This is a genomic window from Halobacillus salinus (genome assembly GCF_004684905.1).
In the GTDB taxonomy this organism is placed as follows: Bacteria; Bacillota; Bacilli; order Bacillales; family Halobacillaceae; genus Halobacillus; species Halobacillus salinus.
The window spans coordinates 20,479-38,198 of sequence record NZ_SRJC01000009.1; the positions used below are offsets into that span (position 1 = coordinate 20,479).

The 17,720-nt window shown below is 44.6% G+C and carries 16 protein-coding genes; all 16 read right to left on the reverse strand.

Annotation, left to right across the window (positions count from 1 at the left end; translation table 11 throughout):
- Positions 1-10: 10 nt before the first annotated feature.
- Entirely contained in the window at positions 11-652 is a 642-nt protein-coding gene (gene rpsC / locus E4663_RS18670; protein ID WP_079477345.1) for a 30S ribosomal protein S3, read from the reverse strand.
- 3 nt (positions 653-655) lie between these two features.
- The gene (gene rplV, locus E4663_RS18675) at positions 656-997 is read right to left on the reverse strand and encodes a 50S ribosomal protein L22 (RefSeq protein ID WP_079477346.1); all 342 of its coding nucleotides are present in this window, start codon (positions 995-997) and stop codon (positions 656-658) included.
- A 20-nt stretch (positions 998-1,017) separates the two neighbouring features.
- Positions 1,018-1,296: a 30S ribosomal protein S19 gene (gene rpsS / locus E4663_RS18680; protein ID WP_079477347.1), complete on the reverse strand. Its 279-nt coding sequence runs from the start codon at positions 1,294-1,296 to the stop codon at positions 1,018-1,020.
- 57 nt (positions 1,297-1,353) lie between these two features.
- Positions 1,354-2,187, reverse strand: coding sequence for a 50S ribosomal protein L2 (gene rplB, locus E4663_RS18685; RefSeq protein ID WP_079477348.1), 834 nt, complete (start codon positions 2,185-2,187; stop codon positions 1,354-1,356).
- Positions 2,188-2,222: 35 nt separating this feature from the next.
- Positions 2,223-2,510 (reverse strand): 50S ribosomal protein L23, encoded by a 288-nt coding sequence (gene rplW / locus E4663_RS18690; protein ID WP_079477349.1) that lies wholly within the window; start codon positions 2,508-2,510, stop codon positions 2,223-2,225.
- The gene (gene rplD / locus E4663_RS18695) at positions 2,510-3,133 is read right to left on the reverse strand and encodes a 50S ribosomal protein L4 (protein WP_135328756.1); all 624 of its coding nucleotides are present in this window, start codon (positions 3,131-3,133) and stop codon (positions 2,510-2,512) included. The genes rplW and rplD overlap by 1 nt, the downstream gene beginning before the upstream one ends.
- Before the next feature lie 22 nt (positions 3,134-3,155).
- Complete coding sequence (gene rplC / locus E4663_RS18700) at positions 3,156-3,791, reverse strand: 50S ribosomal protein L3 (RefSeq protein WP_079477351.1); 636 nt, start codon at positions 3,789-3,791, stop codon at positions 3,156-3,158.
- Positions 3,792-3,823: 32 nt separating this feature from the next.
- The gene (gene rpsJ, locus E4663_RS18705) at positions 3,824-4,132 is read right to left on the reverse strand and encodes a 30S ribosomal protein S10 (RefSeq protein ID WP_014641420.1); all 309 of its coding nucleotides are present in this window, start codon (positions 4,130-4,132) and stop codon (positions 3,824-3,826) included.
- A gap of 422 nt (positions 4,133-4,554) precedes the next feature.
- Positions 4,555-5,745: an elongation factor Tu gene (gene tuf / locus E4663_RS18710; protein ID WP_079477353.1), complete on the reverse strand. Its 1,191-nt coding sequence runs from the start codon at positions 5,743-5,745 to the stop codon at positions 4,555-4,557.
- A 119-nt stretch (positions 5,746-5,864) separates the two neighbouring features.
- Complete coding sequence (gene fusA / locus E4663_RS18715; RefSeq protein ID WP_079477354.1) at positions 5,865-7,943, reverse strand: elongation factor G; 2,079 nt, start codon at positions 7,941-7,943, stop codon at positions 5,865-5,867.
- Between the two features lie 42 nt (positions 7,944-7,985).
- Entirely contained in the window at positions 7,986-8,456 is a 471-nt protein-coding gene (gene rpsG / locus E4663_RS18720; RefSeq protein ID WP_079477355.1) for a 30S ribosomal protein S7, read from the reverse strand.
- Positions 8,457-8,509: 53 nt separating this feature from the next.
- Entirely contained in the window at positions 8,510-8,929 is a 420-nt protein-coding gene (gene rpsL, locus E4663_RS18725; RefSeq protein WP_079477356.1) for a 30S ribosomal protein S12, read from the reverse strand.
- A 95-nt stretch (positions 8,930-9,024) separates the two neighbouring features.
- Positions 9,025-9,276: a 50S ribosomal protein L7ae-like protein gene (locus E4663_RS18730; RefSeq protein WP_079477357.1), complete on the reverse strand. Its 252-nt coding sequence runs from the start codon at positions 9,274-9,276 to the stop codon at positions 9,025-9,027.
- Positions 9,277-9,460: 184 nt separating this feature from the next.
- Positions 9,461-13,069, reverse strand: a complete 3,609-nt coding sequence (gene rpoC / locus E4663_RS18735) for a DNA-directed RNA polymerase subunit beta' (protein ID WP_135328757.1) — start codon at positions 13,067-13,069, stop codon at positions 9,461-9,463.
- Between the two features lie 76 nt (positions 13,070-13,145).
- Positions 13,146-16,673 carry a DNA-directed RNA polymerase subunit beta gene (gene rpoB / locus E4663_RS18740; RefSeq protein WP_079477359.1) on the reverse strand — a complete coding sequence of 1,176 codons (3,528 nt, stop codon included), beginning with the start codon at positions 16,671-16,673 and terminating at the stop codon, positions 13,146-13,148.
- 315 nt (positions 16,674-16,988) lie between these two features.
- Positions 16,989-17,591 (reverse strand): class I SAM-dependent methyltransferase, encoded by a 603-nt coding sequence (locus E4663_RS18745; RefSeq protein ID WP_135328758.1) that lies wholly within the window; start codon positions 17,589-17,591, stop codon positions 16,989-16,991.
- Positions 17,592-17,720: the final 129 nt, after the last annotated feature.

The window sequence follows — 17,720 nt, forward strand, 5'->3', positions numbered from 1 at the left end:
TCCCCCTTCCTTACTTGTTTGTTTTAGTTGGAAGGACTTCACCACGGTAGATCCACACTTTGACACCAAGCTTACCGTAAGTTGTGTCTGCTTCTGCAGTTCCGTAGTCGATGTCTGCACGAAGTGTGTGAAGTGGTACAGTTCCTTCACTATAAGATTCTGCACGAGCGATGTCCGCGCCACCTAGACGACCAGATACTTGTGTTTTAATACCTTTCGCCCCTGCGCGCATTGCACGTTGGATTGTTTGTTTCTGAGCACGACGGAAAGATACACGGTTTTCCAATTGACGTGCGATATTGTCAGCTACAAGTGTAGCATCTAGATCTGGCTTCTTCACTTCAACGATGTTGATGTGAACTCGTTTACCAGTGAGTTGGTTTAGATTTTTGCGAAGTGCTTCCACTTCAGAACCGCCTTTACCGATAACCATTCCAGGCTTAGCAGTATGCACTGTAATGTTTACGCGGTTCGCTGCGCGTTCGATTTCAACAGTAGAAAGAGCAGCGTCTTTTAGGCGAGTTTCAACATATTCACGAATCTCAATGTCTTCATGTAACAAGTCTGCGTAGTCTTTGCCAGCGTACCACTTGGATTCCCAATCGCGGATGACGCCGATACGAAGACCTACTGGATTAATTTTTTGACCCACTGATTATCCCTCCTTTTTTTCTGATACGACCACTGTGATGTGGCTTGTGCGTTTGTTGATTTGGCTTGCGCGGCCCATTGCACGAGGGCGGAAACGTTTAAGTGTTACCCCTTCGTTTACAAACGCTTCGGAAACGTATAGGTTTTCCGGGTCCATTTCATAATTGTGTTCTGCGTTAGCAATCGCAGAGTTAAGAACTTTCTCAACTACTGGAGATGCGCCACGGTTTTTAAGACGTAACGTCGCTAGCGCTTCACCTACATCTTTTCCTCGAATCAAATCAATAACTAGACGAGCTTTACGAGGAGCGATACGAACGGTTTTAGCAACTGCTTTAGCTTGCATTAGAGTGCCTCCTCTCTAGATTAGCGTTTTGTTTTCTTGTCGTCGCCAGAGTGTCCCTTGAACGTACGGGATGGCGCGAATTCACCTAGTTTATGACCAACCATGTCTTCAGTGACATATACTGGTACGTGTTTACGTCCGTCATAAACAGCGATTGTGTGTCCAACAAAGTTTGGGAAGATTGTAGAACGACGAGACCAAGTTTTCACAACCTGATGCTTATTGTCTTCGTTCAGCTTCTCAACTTTTTTCATTAAATGATCATCTACAAAAGGTCCCTTTTTTAGGCTGCGGCCCATGAATAAACCTCCCTTCGCGATTGAGAGACGGGTAATAACGCCCGTCTTACAACCCCGTTATTTTTTACCGCGACGTCGTACGATATATTTATCAGACGGCTTGTTGCGTTTTCTTGTCTTGTAACCAAGTGTTGGTTTACCCCATGGAGATACTGGAGAAGGCATACCGATTGGCGCGCGTCCTTCACCACCACCGTGTGGGTGATCGCTAGGGTTCATTACAGAACCACGTACTGTTGGGCGCTTACCTTGCCAACGAGAACGTCCAGCTTTACCTACGCTGATTAGTTCGTGCTGAAGGTTACCGACTTGACCGATTGTCGCACGGCAAGTGCTTAGTACTAGACGAACTTCACCAGATGTAAGGCGTACTAGAGTGTATTTTTCTTCACGACCAAGGATTTGTGCAGATGCACCAGCGGAACGTACTAGCTGTCCACCGCGCCCTGGTTTTAATTCAACGTTGTGTACAGTTGTACCAACTGGGATGTCTTTAAGTGCAAGTGCGTTACCTGGTTTGATATCTGCACCTTCACCAGAAATGATTTCTGTGCCAACCTTAACACCTTTCGGAGCTAGGATGTAGCGTTTTTCACCATCAACATAGTTGATTAGTGCAATGTTAGCGGTACGGTTTGGATCGTATTCGATCGTAGCAACGCGTCCTGGTATACCATCTTTGTCACGCTTGAAGTCGATGATACGGTATTTGCGCTTGTGACCGCCGCCCTGATGACGAACCGTAAGTTTACCTTGGTTGTTACGTCCACCGCGTTTGTGTAGTGGAGCGACCAGGGAACTTTCCGGCTTATCAGTAGTGATTTCAGCAAAATCAGATACTGTCATGTGTCGACGACCGTTTGTAATAGGTCGAAACTTTTTAATCGCCATCTCAATTTCCCTCCTTCTTGAATAAGTGGTTTATTTTATACTTCGAAGAATTCTAGTTCTTCACTGTCTTCTGTAAGCTTAACAATTGCTTTCTTACGATCAGAACGGTAGCCGCCGTAACGACCCATACGCTTGAATTTACCTTTAAGGTTCATCGTGTTAACAGACTCAACGCTTACGCCGAAGATTTCTTCAACAGCATTTTTGATTTCTGTTTTGTTAGCTTTAGGGCTAACTTCAAACGTATATTTCTTTTCTCCCATAAGATCAGCAGAATGTTCAGTAATGACAGGGCGCTTTACGATATCGCGTGGTTCTTTCATTATGAGAGCACCTCCCCTGCTTTTTCAGCTGCTTCCTTCGTTAGGATCAGCTTGTCATGCGTTAGTAAATCTAACACACTAACTTCTTCTACAGATAGTGCTTTAACTGTAGGGATGTTGTTAGATGAAAGAGTTACATTCTCATCTTTATCAGCTGTTACGATCAATGCCTTTTCGTTGACATCTAACGCGCTTAGCATGCTTACAACTTCTTTTGTTTTTGGTGCATCAAGAGAAAGATCTTCAAGAACGATGATGTTCTCTTCTTTCACTTTAGAAGAATAAGCAGACTGAAGTGCTAGACGACGTACCTTCTTAGGCATTGAGTAGCTGTAGCTGCGTGGTGTTGGACCGAATACAGTTCCACCGCCAACCCATTGAGGTGAACGGATGGACCCTTGACGTGCACGGCCAGTACCTTTTTGGCGCCATGGCTTGCGTCCACCGCCACTAACTTCAGAACGTCCTTTTACTTTGTGTGTGCCTTGGCGAAGATTCGCGCGTTGCATCACAACTGTTTCGTGTAGTACATGAGTATTAGGTTCGATACCAAAAACGGCTTCGTTCAATTCGATATCACCGACATTAGAGCCGCTTTGGTTTAATAGTGCTACTTTAGGCATGACATATCCTCCCTTCCTTTATTTATTTGCTAGCCTTAACTGCACTAGTGATTTTAACGTAAGACTTTTTCGCGCCTGGTACGTTACCTTTGATCAATAGCAAGTTGCGCTCAGCGTCCACTTTAACTACCTCAAGGTTTTGAAGAGTTACTGTGTCGCCACCCATTTGTCCGGCAAGTTTCTTACCTTTGTGAACTTTAGCTGGGTCGGCACCTTGTCCCATTGAACCAGAACGACGTTGGAAACGAGAACCGTGAGTTTTAGGTCCAGTTGATTGGTTGTGGCGCTTGATAGCACCCTGGAATCCTTTACCCTTAGAAGTTCCTGTTACGTCGATTGTTTCACCAGCTTCAAAAATATCTACTTTAACCTCTTGACCTAGTTCGTAGTCGTCAAGGTTAGTAGTACGGAATTCACGAATGTAGCGCTTAGGTGAAGTGCTTGCTTTTTCAGCGTGACCTTTTTCAGGTTTGTTTTGACGGTTTGGCTTCTGATCAGCGAATCCAAGTTGAAGGGCAGCGTAACCATCGTTTTCTTCTGTTTTCTTCTGAAGAACAACGTTCGGTTCAGCTTCTACAACTGTTACTGGAATCAATTCTCCGTTTTCAGAGAAGATCTGAGTCATACCGATTTTACGTCCTAAGATTCCTTTCGTCATCCGTTACACCTCCTATTATTGTACATTTAGATTTATAGTTTAATTTCGATATCCACACCAGATGGTAGATCCAAACGCATTAGTGAATCAACAGTCTGTGGTGTTGGATTAACAATGTCGATAAGACGTTTGTGTGTGCGCATTTCGAACTGCTCACGAGCATCTTTATACTTGTGAGTTGCACGAAGTACTGTGTAGATGGAACGTTCTGTCGGAAGTGGGATTGGACCACTTACGTTAGCTCCAGAGCGTTTCGCTGTGTCTACGATTTTCTCAGCGGACTGATCAAGTACTCTGTGATCATACGCTTTTAAACGAATACGAATTTTTTCTTTTGCCATTATTTTCCCTCCTTCTTCGCCCATTTTAGAAATAGACATTCTCCGCGAAAAAACTTGACTCACTAGCCATGGCAAAGGGGCCGGGTGTGTCAACAACCTTTCGCTTCATCGCCTTTTATGACCAACATTATTCATTATATAGAAGAAAGTCGGTCAATGCAAGGATTTATCCATAAAAATTTGTTTTATGAACACATCGATTTATTATACTAGTTTTTCTTTCGAATTTCAATGTTTCCTTGCTTTTCTTTTCTAATTCCGACGCTTTGTTCACTTTTCCTATTGAAACAAATATGCTCGTTCTTTTCAACAGGTACAGCACATAAAATGTGCTAAAGTATAACATCTGCGATCTGTTACTTCTATATACAAATAAAAAAGGCAGCAGGATGACCTGCTGCCTTTCGTGTTATTAACTGAAATTACTTAGTGATTTCAGAAACAACACCAGAACCTACTGTACGTCCACCTTCACGGATAGAGAAACGAGTTCCGTCCTCGATCGCGATTGGGGAAATAAGTTCAACTGTCATTTCAACGTTATCTCCAGGCATAACCATTTCTACGCCTTCTGGAAGTTGAATAACACCAGTTACGTCCGTAGTACGGAAGTAGAACTGTGGGCGGTAGTTAGAGAAGAATGGAGTGTGACGTCCACCTTCGTCTTTAGATAGTACATAAACTTCTGATTTGAAGTTAGTGTGTGGTGTGATTGAACCAGGCTTAGCTAGTACTTGACCACGGTTGATGTCTTCACGGTTAACACCACGAAGAAGTGCACCAATGTTGTCACCAGCTTCAGCGTAATCTAGAAGCTTACGGAACATTTCAACACCAGTTACTGTAGTCTTGAATGCGTCTTCGTTAAGACCGATGATTTCGATTTCGTCACCGACTTTAACTTGTCCACGCTCAACACGACCAGTTGCAACAGTACCACGGCCAGTGATAGAGAATACGTCCTCTACTGGCATCATGAATGGCTTGTCAGTGTCACGGTCTGGAGTTGGGATGTGGTTGTCAACTTGCTCCATAAGATCGAAGATAGCTTGCTCGTACTTCTCTTCACCTTCAAGAGCTTTAAGAGCAGAACCAGATACTACTGGAGTTTCGTCACCATCGAAGTCGTACTCAGAAAGAAGGTCACGTACTTCCATTTCAACTAGTTCAAGTAGCTCTTCGTCGTCTACCATGTCAACTTTGTTCAAGAATACAACGATAGCTGGAACACCTACGTTTTTAGAAAGTAGGATGTGCTCACGAGTTTGTGGCATTGGACCGTCAGCTGCAGATACAACTAGGATCGCGCCGTCCATTTGAGCAGCACCAGTGATCATGTTCTTAACGTAGTCAGCGTGACCTGGGCAGTCAACGTGTGCATAGTGACGAGTTTCTGTTTCGTACTCAACGTGTGCAGTGGAGATTGTGATTCCACGCTCACGCTCTTCTGGAGCACCGTCGATCATGTCGTATGCCATTGCTTCACCAGAACCAGATTTCTTGTGAAGAACTGTAGTGATAGCTGCAGTTAGAGTTGTTTTACCGTGGTCAACGTGGCCGATTGTACCAATGTTGACGTGGGACTTGGACCGGTCAAATTTTTCTTTTGCCATTGTATATTTCCTCCTTTAAATGAGTAGCTTTTTATAGTTATTTATTTGCAGCTTAGAAGTAAGAAACTTACTCCTAAGCTTACAATACAAGTTATACGTTAACTCGTGAAAAAAATCAATTATTCACCAGCATTTTTCTTGATGATTTCTTCAGAAATGCTCTTCGGTACTTCTTCGTAGTGATCGAAGTGCATAGTGTACGTTCCGCGACCTTGTGTGTTAGAACGTAGGGCTGTTGCGTAACCGAACATTTCTGCAAGTGGAACAAATGCTTTAACAACCTGAGCATTACCACGAGTTTCCATACCTTCAACACGTCCACGACGGGAAGTTACGTCACCCATGATGTCACCCATGTATTCTTCTGGAATGACTACTTCAACTTTCATCATTGGCTCAAGAAGAACTGGTTTACATTTGTTTTTCGCCTCTTTAAGTGCCATAGAAGCAGCTACTTTAAAGGCCATTTCGTTGGAGTCGACATCGTGGTAAGAACCATCGTAAAGTGTAGCTTTAATGTCTACCATAGGGTAGCCAGCAAGTACACCGTTCTCAAGTGATTCTTTAATACCCTGCTCTACAGAAGGGATATATTCACGTGGTACAACACCACCAACGATTTTGTTTACGAATTCGAATCCAGCACCTTCGTCGTTTGGCTCGAACTCAACCCAAACGTGACCGAATTGTCCACGACCACCAGATTGACGTACGAACTTACCTTCAACTTGTGCACTAGCACGGAAAGTCTCACGGTAAGAAACTTGTGGAGCACCGATATTCGCTTCAACTTTAAACTCACGACGCAGGCGGTCAACGATGATGTCTAGGTGAAGCTCACCCATACCAGCGATGATTGTTTGACCTGTTTCAACGTTTGTTTCAGTTTGGAATGTCGGATCTTCTTCAGCAAGTTTACCAAGTGCGATAGACATCTTGTCTTGGTCCGCTTTGGACTTCGGCTCGATGGCTACGGAGATAACTGGCTCAGGGAATTCCATAGACTCAAGGATAACAAGGCTCTTCTCGTCACACAATGTGTCACCAGTACCAGTGTCCTTAAGACCTACAGCACCTGCGATGTCACCCGCATATACAGTGGAGATCTCTTCACGAGAGTTAGCGTGCATCTGTAGGATACGACCTACACGCTCACGCTTGTCTTTCGTAGAGTTTCTCACGTAAGAACCAGCGGATAGTGTACCAGAGTAAACACGGAAGAATGTTAGTTTACCAACATAAGGGTCTGTAGCAACTTTAAATGCCAATGCAGAGAATGGCTCGTTGTCATCAGCCTTACGAACAACTTCTTCATCCGTTTGTGGTACGTGACCTTCAATTGGTGGTACATCTAGTGGAGATGGAAGATAATCAATAACTCCATCAATTAGAAGTTGTACACCTTTGTTCTTGAAGGCAGAACCACAGAATACTGGATAGAAATCAACGCCTAGTGTAGCTGTACGAATTGCAGCTTTCAACTGATCGTTTGTGATTTCTTCTCCTTCAAGGTACTGCATCATCAAGTCTTCATCAAGTTCCGCTACAGCTTCAACAAGCTTACCGCGGTACTCTTCGGCTTGATCTTTGTAATCATCAGGAATAGGGCGTGCTTCAGCACGTGTACCCAAGTCATCCATGTAGTAGTAAGCTTCCATTGTTACAAGATCGATGATTCCTTCGAAATCATCTTCTGCACCAATAGGAAGTTGAACAGCGGCTGCATTTGCACCTAGACGCTCTTTAAGAGTGCCAAGAGAGTAAATGAAGTTTGCGCCGATTTTGTCCATCTTGTTTACGAAAACAATACGTGGTACACCGTATGTTGTAGCTTGGCGCCAAACTGTTTCAGTTTGAGGCTCAACACCAGACTGTGCGTCTAGTACAGCTACTGAACCGTCAAGTACACGCAGAGAACGTTCAACCTCTACTGTGAAGTCTACGTGTCCTGGTGTATCAATGATGTTGATACGGTGACCTTTCCATTGAGCAGTTGTCGCAGCGGAAGTGATTGTGATTCCGCGCTCTTGTTCCTGCTCCATCCAGTCCATTTGGGAAGCTCCTTCGTGAGTTTCGCCAATTTTGTGGATACGACCTGTATAGAAAAGAATACGCTCTGTTGCTGTTGTTTTACCAGCATCAATGTGAGCCATAATCCCGATATTCCGGGTCTTTTCCAAGGTGAACTCTCTAGCCATGGAATTTGCTCCTTCCTGATTGAAGTTATATTTAATGAGTGATTACCAACGATAGTGAGCGAATGCTTTGTTCGCTTCCGCCATCTTGTGCATTTCCTCACGGCGCTTAACAGACGCACCTGTGTTGTTTGCTGCATCTAGAATTTCGTTAGCTAGACGCTCTTCCATTGTTTTCTCACCGCGAAGACGCGCGTAGTTAACAATGAAACGCAAACCTAGAGCCTGGCGACGTTCTGGACGAACCTCAACAGGTACCTGATAGTTGGAACCACCTACACGGCGTGCGCGTACCTCCAAAACAGGCATTACGTTTTTCATAGCTTGATCAAATGATTCCATAGCGTCGTTTCCGCTACGCTCTTGAACAAGTTCAAACGCTTTATAAAGAATCTTCTGAGCTTTACCGCGCTGACCATCAATCATGATTTGGTTGATCAAACGAGTAACAAGCTTAGAGTTATACATCGGATCTGGTAATACATCACGTTTTGCTACTGGACCTTTACGTGGCATTGGATAGCCTCCCTTCGTCTCTTGTTGTATTTAATCGATAGAAAGTCTATCGTTTATTTTTTAGCTTTTGGCTTTTTAGTACCGTATTTAGAACGGCCTTGCATACGTCCTTCTACGCTAGCTGTATCAAGCGCACCACGAACTACTGTGTAACGTACACCTGGTAAGTCTTTAACCTTACCACCACGGATTAGTACAACACTGTGCTCTTGAAGGTTGTGGCCAATACCAGGGATATAAGCGTTAACCTCAAGTTGGTTCGTCAAACGAACACGAGCATATTTACGAAGAGCGGAGTTAGGCTTCTTCGGAGTCATTGTACCAACACGAGTACAAACACCACGTTTTTGTGGAGAGTTCTCGTTAGTCATACGTTTCTTGTAACTGTTGTAACCTTTGTTCAACGCTGGAGCCGTAGCCTTTCTAGACTTGGCAACACGTCCTTTACGAACTAATTGGTTAATAGTAGGCATGTTTGTGTCCTCCCTTCCATCATTTCTTAATACCACACATCCAGGTGGTTCATAAAAAGGCAAAAAACAAAGCTTTCGCGATAAACGCCAAAACTTTATTGCTTTATAGCTACTGTAGCAGCGCCAACATCGATACCGCAGGCTTGACCCAGCTCCTCCATCGAAGGAACTTTTGTATGCGGTATGTTCAATCGCTCGGCTAACTGAACTACCTTTGCCGTCATCGACTGATCTGCATCGTCAGCCGTTATGACCTCATTCACTTCACCATTTTTCATGGCTTTTAGTGTTTGTTTGGTCCCGATTACTATCTCTGATTTAGCCTGTGCTACTTTTTCATAAGACATCTTTCGTATCCTCCAAAGTAACAAGGATAAATGGAAGCACCTTGATTATATTATCACTACCCAAAATGCATGTCAACTGCATTTTGGGTAGATTTATGATTTTCTATCAAGCTTTCTTCGCTAGTAGCAAAGTGGTTCTGCTTCTTGAACGTTTACCCATTGTTAAAACTGAAATCTGTACTGCTTATGGTTGTGTGACTTCTTCTGGCTGTTCGCCAACCGTTTGGTTCGCTTCTGATTGAGCCTGAATCTTACGATATCGGGTCATACCAGTACCAGCCGGAACAAGTTTACCAATAATAACGTTCTCTTTCAAGCCGAGTAGCTCATCGCGCTTACCTTTAATTGCAGCATCTGTAAGGACACGAGTTGTTTCCTGGAAGGATGCAGCGGATAGGAAGCTGTCTGTTTCAAGAGACGCTTTCGTAATACCAAGGATGACTGGACGTCCAACTGCTGGTTGTCCACCTTCCATAAGTGCTTTTTGGTTCGCTTCTTTGAATTGGTGAATTTCAAGAAGGGATCCTGGTAGTACATCAGTATCACCAGAGTCAAGCACACGGATCTTACGAAGCATTTGACGAACCATGACTTCGACGTGTTTATCTGAAATTTCAACACCTTGCATACGATATACTTTCTGTACTTCTTTAAGAAGGTACTCTTGTACACCGTCGAGACCTTGAATTGTCAGTAGTTCTTTCGGATCGATTGAACCTTCTGTCAATGGATCACCGGCATTCACTTTATCACCGATGGCAGCTTTCATACGAGCGCCATATGGTGCTGTGTAAGAACGGGATTCGACAGAACCTTGAACGACAATTTCAAGTTTCTCTTTCACTTCATTGACTTCTTCTACAACACCGTCAATTTCCGTGATGACCGCTTGTCCTTTAGGGTTACGGGCTTCTACGATCTCTTGGATACGTGGAAGACCTTGCGTGATATCGTCTCCGGCTACCCCGCCTGTGTGGAAGGTACGCATAGTAAGCTGTGTACCTGGCTCACCGATGGATTGCGCGGCGATGATTCCAACTGCTTCCCCAACTTCGACTTCTTCACCTGTTGCAAGGTTACGTCCATAACACTTCTTACATACACCGTGCTTGGTGTTACAAGTGAAGGCAGAACGGATTGTGACTCTTTCAACGCCAGCTTCAACAATTTGTCTAGCTGCGTCTTCTGAAATCACTTCATTGCGGGATGCAAGAAGTTCGCCAGTCTCTGGATGTGTCACTTTCTGGTAAGCTGTACGACCAATCAGACGGTCGAATAGAGGTTCGATAACCTCGCTACCTTCTGTGATGGAATGAACAGTGAGACCTCGGTCGGTTCCACAGTCATCTTCACGTACGATCACATCTTGAGCTACGTCTACTAGACGACGAGTCAAGTAACCAGAGTCGGCTGTCTTAAGGGCTGTATCGGCAAGACCTTTACGAGCACCGTGAGTCGAGATGAAGTATTCAAGTACCGTTAGACCTTCACGGAAGCTTGACTTGATCGGTAGTTCAATGATTCGTCCAGCCGGGTTGGCCATCAGACCACGCATACCAGCTAACTGTGTAAAGTTAGATGCGTTACCACGGGCACCGGAATCACTCATCATGAAGATTGGGTTAGTCGGGTCTAAGGATTTCATCAGACGGTTCTGAATGTCGTCTTTAGCCGTTGACCAAATTTCAATAACGCGATCATAGCGTTCTTCATCTGTAATCAAACCACGACGGAACTGCTTAAGGACTTTGTCGACTTTCGTCTGAGCTTCATCAAGGATTTCCTGCTTCTCAGGAAGTACGACGACGTCAGATACACCGACAGTAATACCCGCCTTAGTTGAATAAGCAAATCCTAGGTCCTTCATACGGTCTAGCATTTTAGACGTTTCACTAATGGAGAAGCGTTTGAACACTTCAGCGATAATGTCGCCTAAGATGCCTTTCTTGAATGGTGATACTTCCTCGCGCTTGGTAATTTCCTCGCGGATATTTGTTCCATTCGGTACAAAGTAATGATCCGGCGTTTTGACTTCAAGGTTCTCTTGAGTCGGTTCGTTAATATATGGGAACGAATTAGGCAGCATCTCATTGAAGATAAGCTTCCCTACTGTTGTAAGAAGTAGCTGCTGCTTCTGTTCTTCTGTAAATGTTTCATTGTTCAGGGAACTAGCTTGTACAGCTACACGAGTGTGCAAGTGTACGTAACCATTCTGATAAGCCATAAGTGCCTCGTTCAAGTCTTTGAAGGACATTCCTTCTCCGACAGCTCCGGTACGTTCTAGCGTCAAGTAATAGTTACCTAGTACCATATCCTGTGATGGCGTAACAACTGGTTTACCATCTTTAGGGTTCAAGATGTTTTGAGCGGCAAGCATAAGAATGCGAGCTTCTGCTTGTGCTTCAGAAGACAATGGTACGTGTACGGCCATTTGGTCACCGTCAAAGTCGGCGTTGTATGCAGTACATACTAGCGGGTGCAGACGGATTGCACGACCTTCTACCAATGTCGGTTCGAACGCCTGGATACCTAAACGGTGCAGTGTTGGTGCACGGTTAAGAAGTACAGGGTGTTCTTTGATAACGTCCTCAAGAACGTCCCACACTTCATCGTGTACGCGTTCGATCTTACGTTTAGCGGACTTGATGTTGTGCGCTAGTCCACGGGATACAAGTTCCTTCATAACGAATGGCTTGAACAACTCAAGTGCCATTTCTTTCGGTAATCCGCATTGGTACATCTTCAAGGATGGACCAACAACGATAACGGAACGACCGGAATAGTCGACACGCTTACCTAGAAGGTTCTGACGGAAACGTCCTTGCTTACCTTTCAGCATGTGAGAAAGGGACTTCAACGGACGGTTTCCTGGTCCTGTTACAGGGCGGCCACGACGACCGTTGTCAATTAGGGCATCTACAGCTTCTTGAAGCATACGCTTCTCGTTTTGAACGATGATCGTAGGTGCACCAAGGTCCAACAATCGCTTCAAGCGGTTGTTACGGTTGATGACACGACGGTAAAGGTCGTTCAAATCGGAAGTTGCAAAACGTCCACCATCCAGCTGCACCATTGGGCGAAGTTCTGGAGGAATGACAGGTAGCACATCAAGAATCATCCAAGAAGGGTCGTTTCCAGAGTTACGGAAGGACTCTAGAACTTCAAGGCGCTTGATTGCACGAGTACGACGCTGACCTTGCGCTGTTTTCAATTCTTCTTTAAGTGTATCAACCTCACCATCGAGGTCGATATCAAATAGCAACTTACGGATTGCCTCAGCACCCATTGCTGCTTGGAAGCCTTGACCGAATTTCTCACGGTAAGAGCGGTATTCTTTCTCAGAAAGAAGCTGCTTCTTCTCAAGCGCTGTTTCGCCTGGGTCTGTAACAATGTACGCTGCAAAATAAATGACTTCTTCCAAGGCACGCGGAGACATGTCAAGAACAAGACCCATACGGCTTGGAATGCCTTTGAAGTACCAGATGTGAGAGACAGGGGCAGCTAGTTCTAAGTGCCCCATACGCTCACGACGGACTTTCGCCTTCGTTACTTCAACACCACAACGGTCACAAACGACGCCCTTATAACGGACGCGTTTGTATTTACCACAGTGACATTCCCAGTCCTTTTGAGGACCGAAAATACGTTCACAGAATAAGCCATCTTTTTCTGGTTTAAGAGTACGATAGTTGATCGTTTCCGGCTTTTTGACCTCACCATAAGACCAAGAGCGAATCTTGTCCGGTGAAGCTAAACCAATTTTCATATACTCAAAATTATTTACATCTAGCAAGGGGCCTACCTCCCTTTCAGTATCCGGGTTTTACCCTAAGCTCCGAACTAAAAAGATCGTTCGACAGTTCTTTAGATTAGTCGTCTAGGTTCAGATTCTCTGATTCTTTCGTTTGATCTTCTTCGATATCGCGCATTTCGATTTCTTCTTCATCGCCAGACAGAATCTTCACGTCCATTCCAAGACTTTGAAGTTCTTTGATAAGAACTTTGAAGGATTCCGGTACGCCTGGCTCAGGGACGTTGTCGCCTTTAACGATCGCTTCATACGTCTTCACACGACCTACAACGTCATCTGATTTAACCGTAAGAATCTCTTGAAGTGTATAAGCGGCACCATATGCTTCAAGTGCCCATACCTCCATCTCACCGAAACGCTGTCCACCGAATTGTGCTTTACCACCAAGCGGCTGTTGCGTTACTAGAGAATATGGTCCAGTAGAACGGGCGTGCAGCTTATCGTCAACCATGTGCGCCAGTTTAATCATATACATGACTCCGACTGATACACGGTTGTCGAACGGCTCGCCTGTACGACCATCGTAAAGAATTGTCTTCGCATCACGGGCCATGCCTGCTTCTTCTAGTGTCTCCCATACGTCTTCCTCACGAGCTCCATCGAATACTGGTGTCGCTACGCGTTCGCCAAGAAGGCGGGCAGCCATACCCAAGTGCAATTCGAGCACTTGTCCGATGTTCATACGTGATGGTACACCTAGTGGGTTCAACATGATATCAACAGGTGTTCCGTCTGGTAAGAATGGCATATCTTCTTCTGGAAGGATCTTCGAGATTACACCTTTGTTACCGTGACGTCCGGCCATCTTATCCCCTTCAGAAATCTTACGCTTCTGAACGATATAGACGCGGATCAACTGGTTTACTCCCGGTGGTAACTCGTCGCCATCTTCTCTATTGAAAATCTTCACATCAAGGACAATTCCGCCTGCACCGTGAGGTACTCGCAAGGACGTGTCACGCACTTCACGAGCTTTCTCACCGAAGATGGCGTGTAGTAGACGCTCTTCAGCAGAAAGTTCCGTAACGCCCTTAGGTGTTACTTTCCCTACTAGAAGGTCGCCATCACTCACTTCAGCACCTACACGGATGATGCCGCGGTCATCAAGGTCGCGTAATGCATCTTCTCCGACGTTTGGAATGTCTCTAGTGATTTCTTCTGGTCCTAACTTCGTATCACGAGCTTCAGATTCATATTCTTCAATATGAATAGATGTGTACACATCGTCTTTCACAAGACGTTCGCTCATGATGATCGCATCCTCGTAGTTATAACCATCCCATGTCATGAAGGCAACTAACGGGTTCTGTCCTAGAGCTAGTTCTCCCATATCCATAGAAGGACCATCAGCAAGGATTTCACCTTTCGTTACACGGTCGCCTTTTGCTACGATCGGGCGTTGGTTATAGCAGCTTCCTTGGTTGGAACGGATGAATTTCTGTAGACGATAACGATCAAGGTCGCCTTCTACTTCGCGTCCGTCTACTTCGGAAATGCGACGTACAAGAACTTCCTTCGCTTCTACACGCTCTACAATACCTTCGTGACGGCAAATGACAGCTGCACCTGAGTCTTTACCAGATACATACTCCATACCTGTTCCTACAAGTGGAGCGTCTGGTTTAAGCAAAGGTACTGCTTGACGCTGCATGTTCGCACCCATCAGGGAGCGGTTGGAGTCATCGTTTTCCAAGAACGGGATACATGCTGTCGCAGCAGATACAACCTGCTTTGGTGATACATCCATGTAATCAATGCGTTCACGTGGTACAGCAGTGTTTTCGCCTCGGAAACGTGCGATAACTTCTTCGTCACGGAAGCTTCCGTCTTCCTCAAGCTTCGCGTTGGCCTGTGCCACAACGTAGTTATCTTCTTCGTCCGCAGTCAAGTAATCAATATACTCCGTAACGTTGTTCGTATCTTGGTCGACACGACGGTAAGGTGTTTCGATGAAACCGAACTCATTGACCTTCGCATAAGAAGACAAGGAGTTGATTAGACCGATGTTCGGACCTTCCGGTGTTTCGATCGGACACATACGACCATAGTGGGAGTAGTGTACGTCACGAACTTCGAAACCGGCACGCTCACGAGTCAAACCACCTGGTCCAAGGGCAGATAGACGACGTTTATGCGTCAATTCTGCTAATGGGTTAGTTTGGTCCATGAACTGTGATAATTGAGAGCTTCCGAAGAACTCTTTGATGGAGGCAATCACTGGTCTGATGTTGATCAGCTGTTGCGGTGTGATCGATGACGTGTCCTGAATAGACATACGTTCACGAACTACACGCTCCATACGAGATAGGCCAATACGGAATTGGTTCTGCAATAGTTCACCTACTGAACGAAGACGACGGTTACCTAAGTGGTCGATGTCATCTGTTCCGCCTACATTATGCAGCAAGTTAAAGAAGTAGCTGATAGATGATAGGATGTCAGCTGGTGTAATGTTCTTCACGTCACGGTCAATGTTTGCATTACCGATAACATTGATAGAACGTTCACCTTCTGGATCTGTAGGATCTACAATTTTCACAGACTGTACTTGGATATCATCTTCAAGTACACCTTCTACAGGATCTAAAGTTCTTTCGCTAAGCTGATTCTCTTGATCATCGAAATGAGGAATCAATTTATTCAGCAAGCGACGATCGATTTTGTCCCCTTTTTCCGCAAGCACTTCACCTGTTTCTTCATCAACAAGTGTTTCTGCAAGCGTCTGGTTGAACAAACGATCTTTAATGTTTAGCTTTTTGTTCATCTTATATCGACCAACGCGCGCTAGGTCATAACGCTTCGGATCGAAGAAACGAGATACAAGCAAGCTCTTCGCGTTTTCTACTGTTGGTGGCTCACCAGGGCGTAGACGCTCATAGATTTCAAGCAAAGCTTTCTCGCTATTTTCAGTGTTGTCTTTCTCTAACGTGTTCTTCAGGTATTCGTTATCACCGATAAGGTCGATGATTTCTTGGTCTGTACCGAATCCTAGAGCACGTAGTAGAACCGTAATAGGCAACTTACGAGTACGGTCGATACGAACGTGTACTACGTCTTTCGCATCTGTTTCGAATTCCAACCATGCACCACGGTTAGGAATTACCGTTGCTGTATAGCCGCGTTTTCCGTTCTTATCAATCTTCTTATTGAAATATACACTTGGAGAGCGAACAAGCTGAGAAACGATAACACGCTCAGCACCATTAATGATAAAGGTACCTGTGTCCGTCATGAGTGGGAAGTCTCCCATGAAAACTTCTTGCTCTTTCACTTCGCCGGTTTCATTGTTTAATAAACGAACTTTCACACGAAGTGGTGCGTTGTATGTTACATCGCGATCCTTTGACTCATCTACTGGATACTTTGGCTCGCCAAGGCTGTAGTCTACAAATTCTAGTGATAGGTTACCTGTGAAATCTTCGATAGGAGATATATCCTGGAACATTTCCTTCAAACCTTCTTTTAAGAACCAATCGTACGAAGCGGTTTGGATCTCAATAAGGTTTGGTAACTCTAATACCTCACTGATACGTGCATAACTTCTGCGCTGGCGGTGTCGTCCATACTGAACTAGTTGACCTGTCAACTGATTCACCCCTCAAATCAAGCATTTTAATAACGTAAAAAGGTTCGGCAAACATGCCGAACAGGCTTGCGGTTGATCTTGCCACAAGCACTATTTAAACATTCGCCTTATAGCAAATGGTGATTCTTCATTTCTCTCTAACGTTAGACAAAAAAGAAAAAGGGTTTTCATCAACAAAAACCTCATTTACTTTACGTGTTCGGTTTTTCACCATGCTAACCATCTATCAACTTTTTTATACATTGTTCAAAAAAAGACTTGACAGACTACGGTCGTATTGGCATTTTCCAATACTAGCACAATTCATAGAAGTAGTCAAACCTTTACACTCTTTAAAATATAGTAGCCTTTTTGTTTAATAACTACTTCAACATTCCCAAATAACTCTTCCATCTTCTTCTTAGCGGAAGGGGCACCCTGTTTCTTTTGGATTACAACCCATAACTCTCCTTTTTGATGGAGAACTTGTTCTGATTCCTCAAACATGGCATGTACTACACTTTTGCCAGCTCGGATTGGGGGATTCGTTAAAATCGCCGCAAACTTCTTATCGCTGACTGATTGTAGACGGTCGCTTTCAAGAATGCTTACATTTTCAATATGATTCTGTTCTGCATTTTTCTTTGCCAATTCTAACGCTCTTTCGTTCACATCAACCATTACTAGCTGACGATCCGGAAAAGCTTTTGCCAACGATAACCCGACTGGGCCGTAGCCACAACCTAGGTCTAGTACATCTCCCTGAACATCAGGAACAGTGAATGAATCGATTAACAGACGAGAGCCGAAATCTACTTCTTTCTTCGAAAATACAGCATTGTCCGTCGTAAACGTGAATGGATACCCTCTCAAATGGAAGGACCAAGACTTTTCTTCACTTTTGGTTGTTGTTTTTTTAGAGTAGTAATGCTCTGACACCTTACGCACACCTTCTTTTCATGCGCCTCGTTATCATTGTGAATTTCTTTCCTTATAGGAGATGACTATGAGAGAGGCTATATAGTAGAAGAAAAAGAAAGCCCGCCGATAATCAGCGAGCTTTACTTT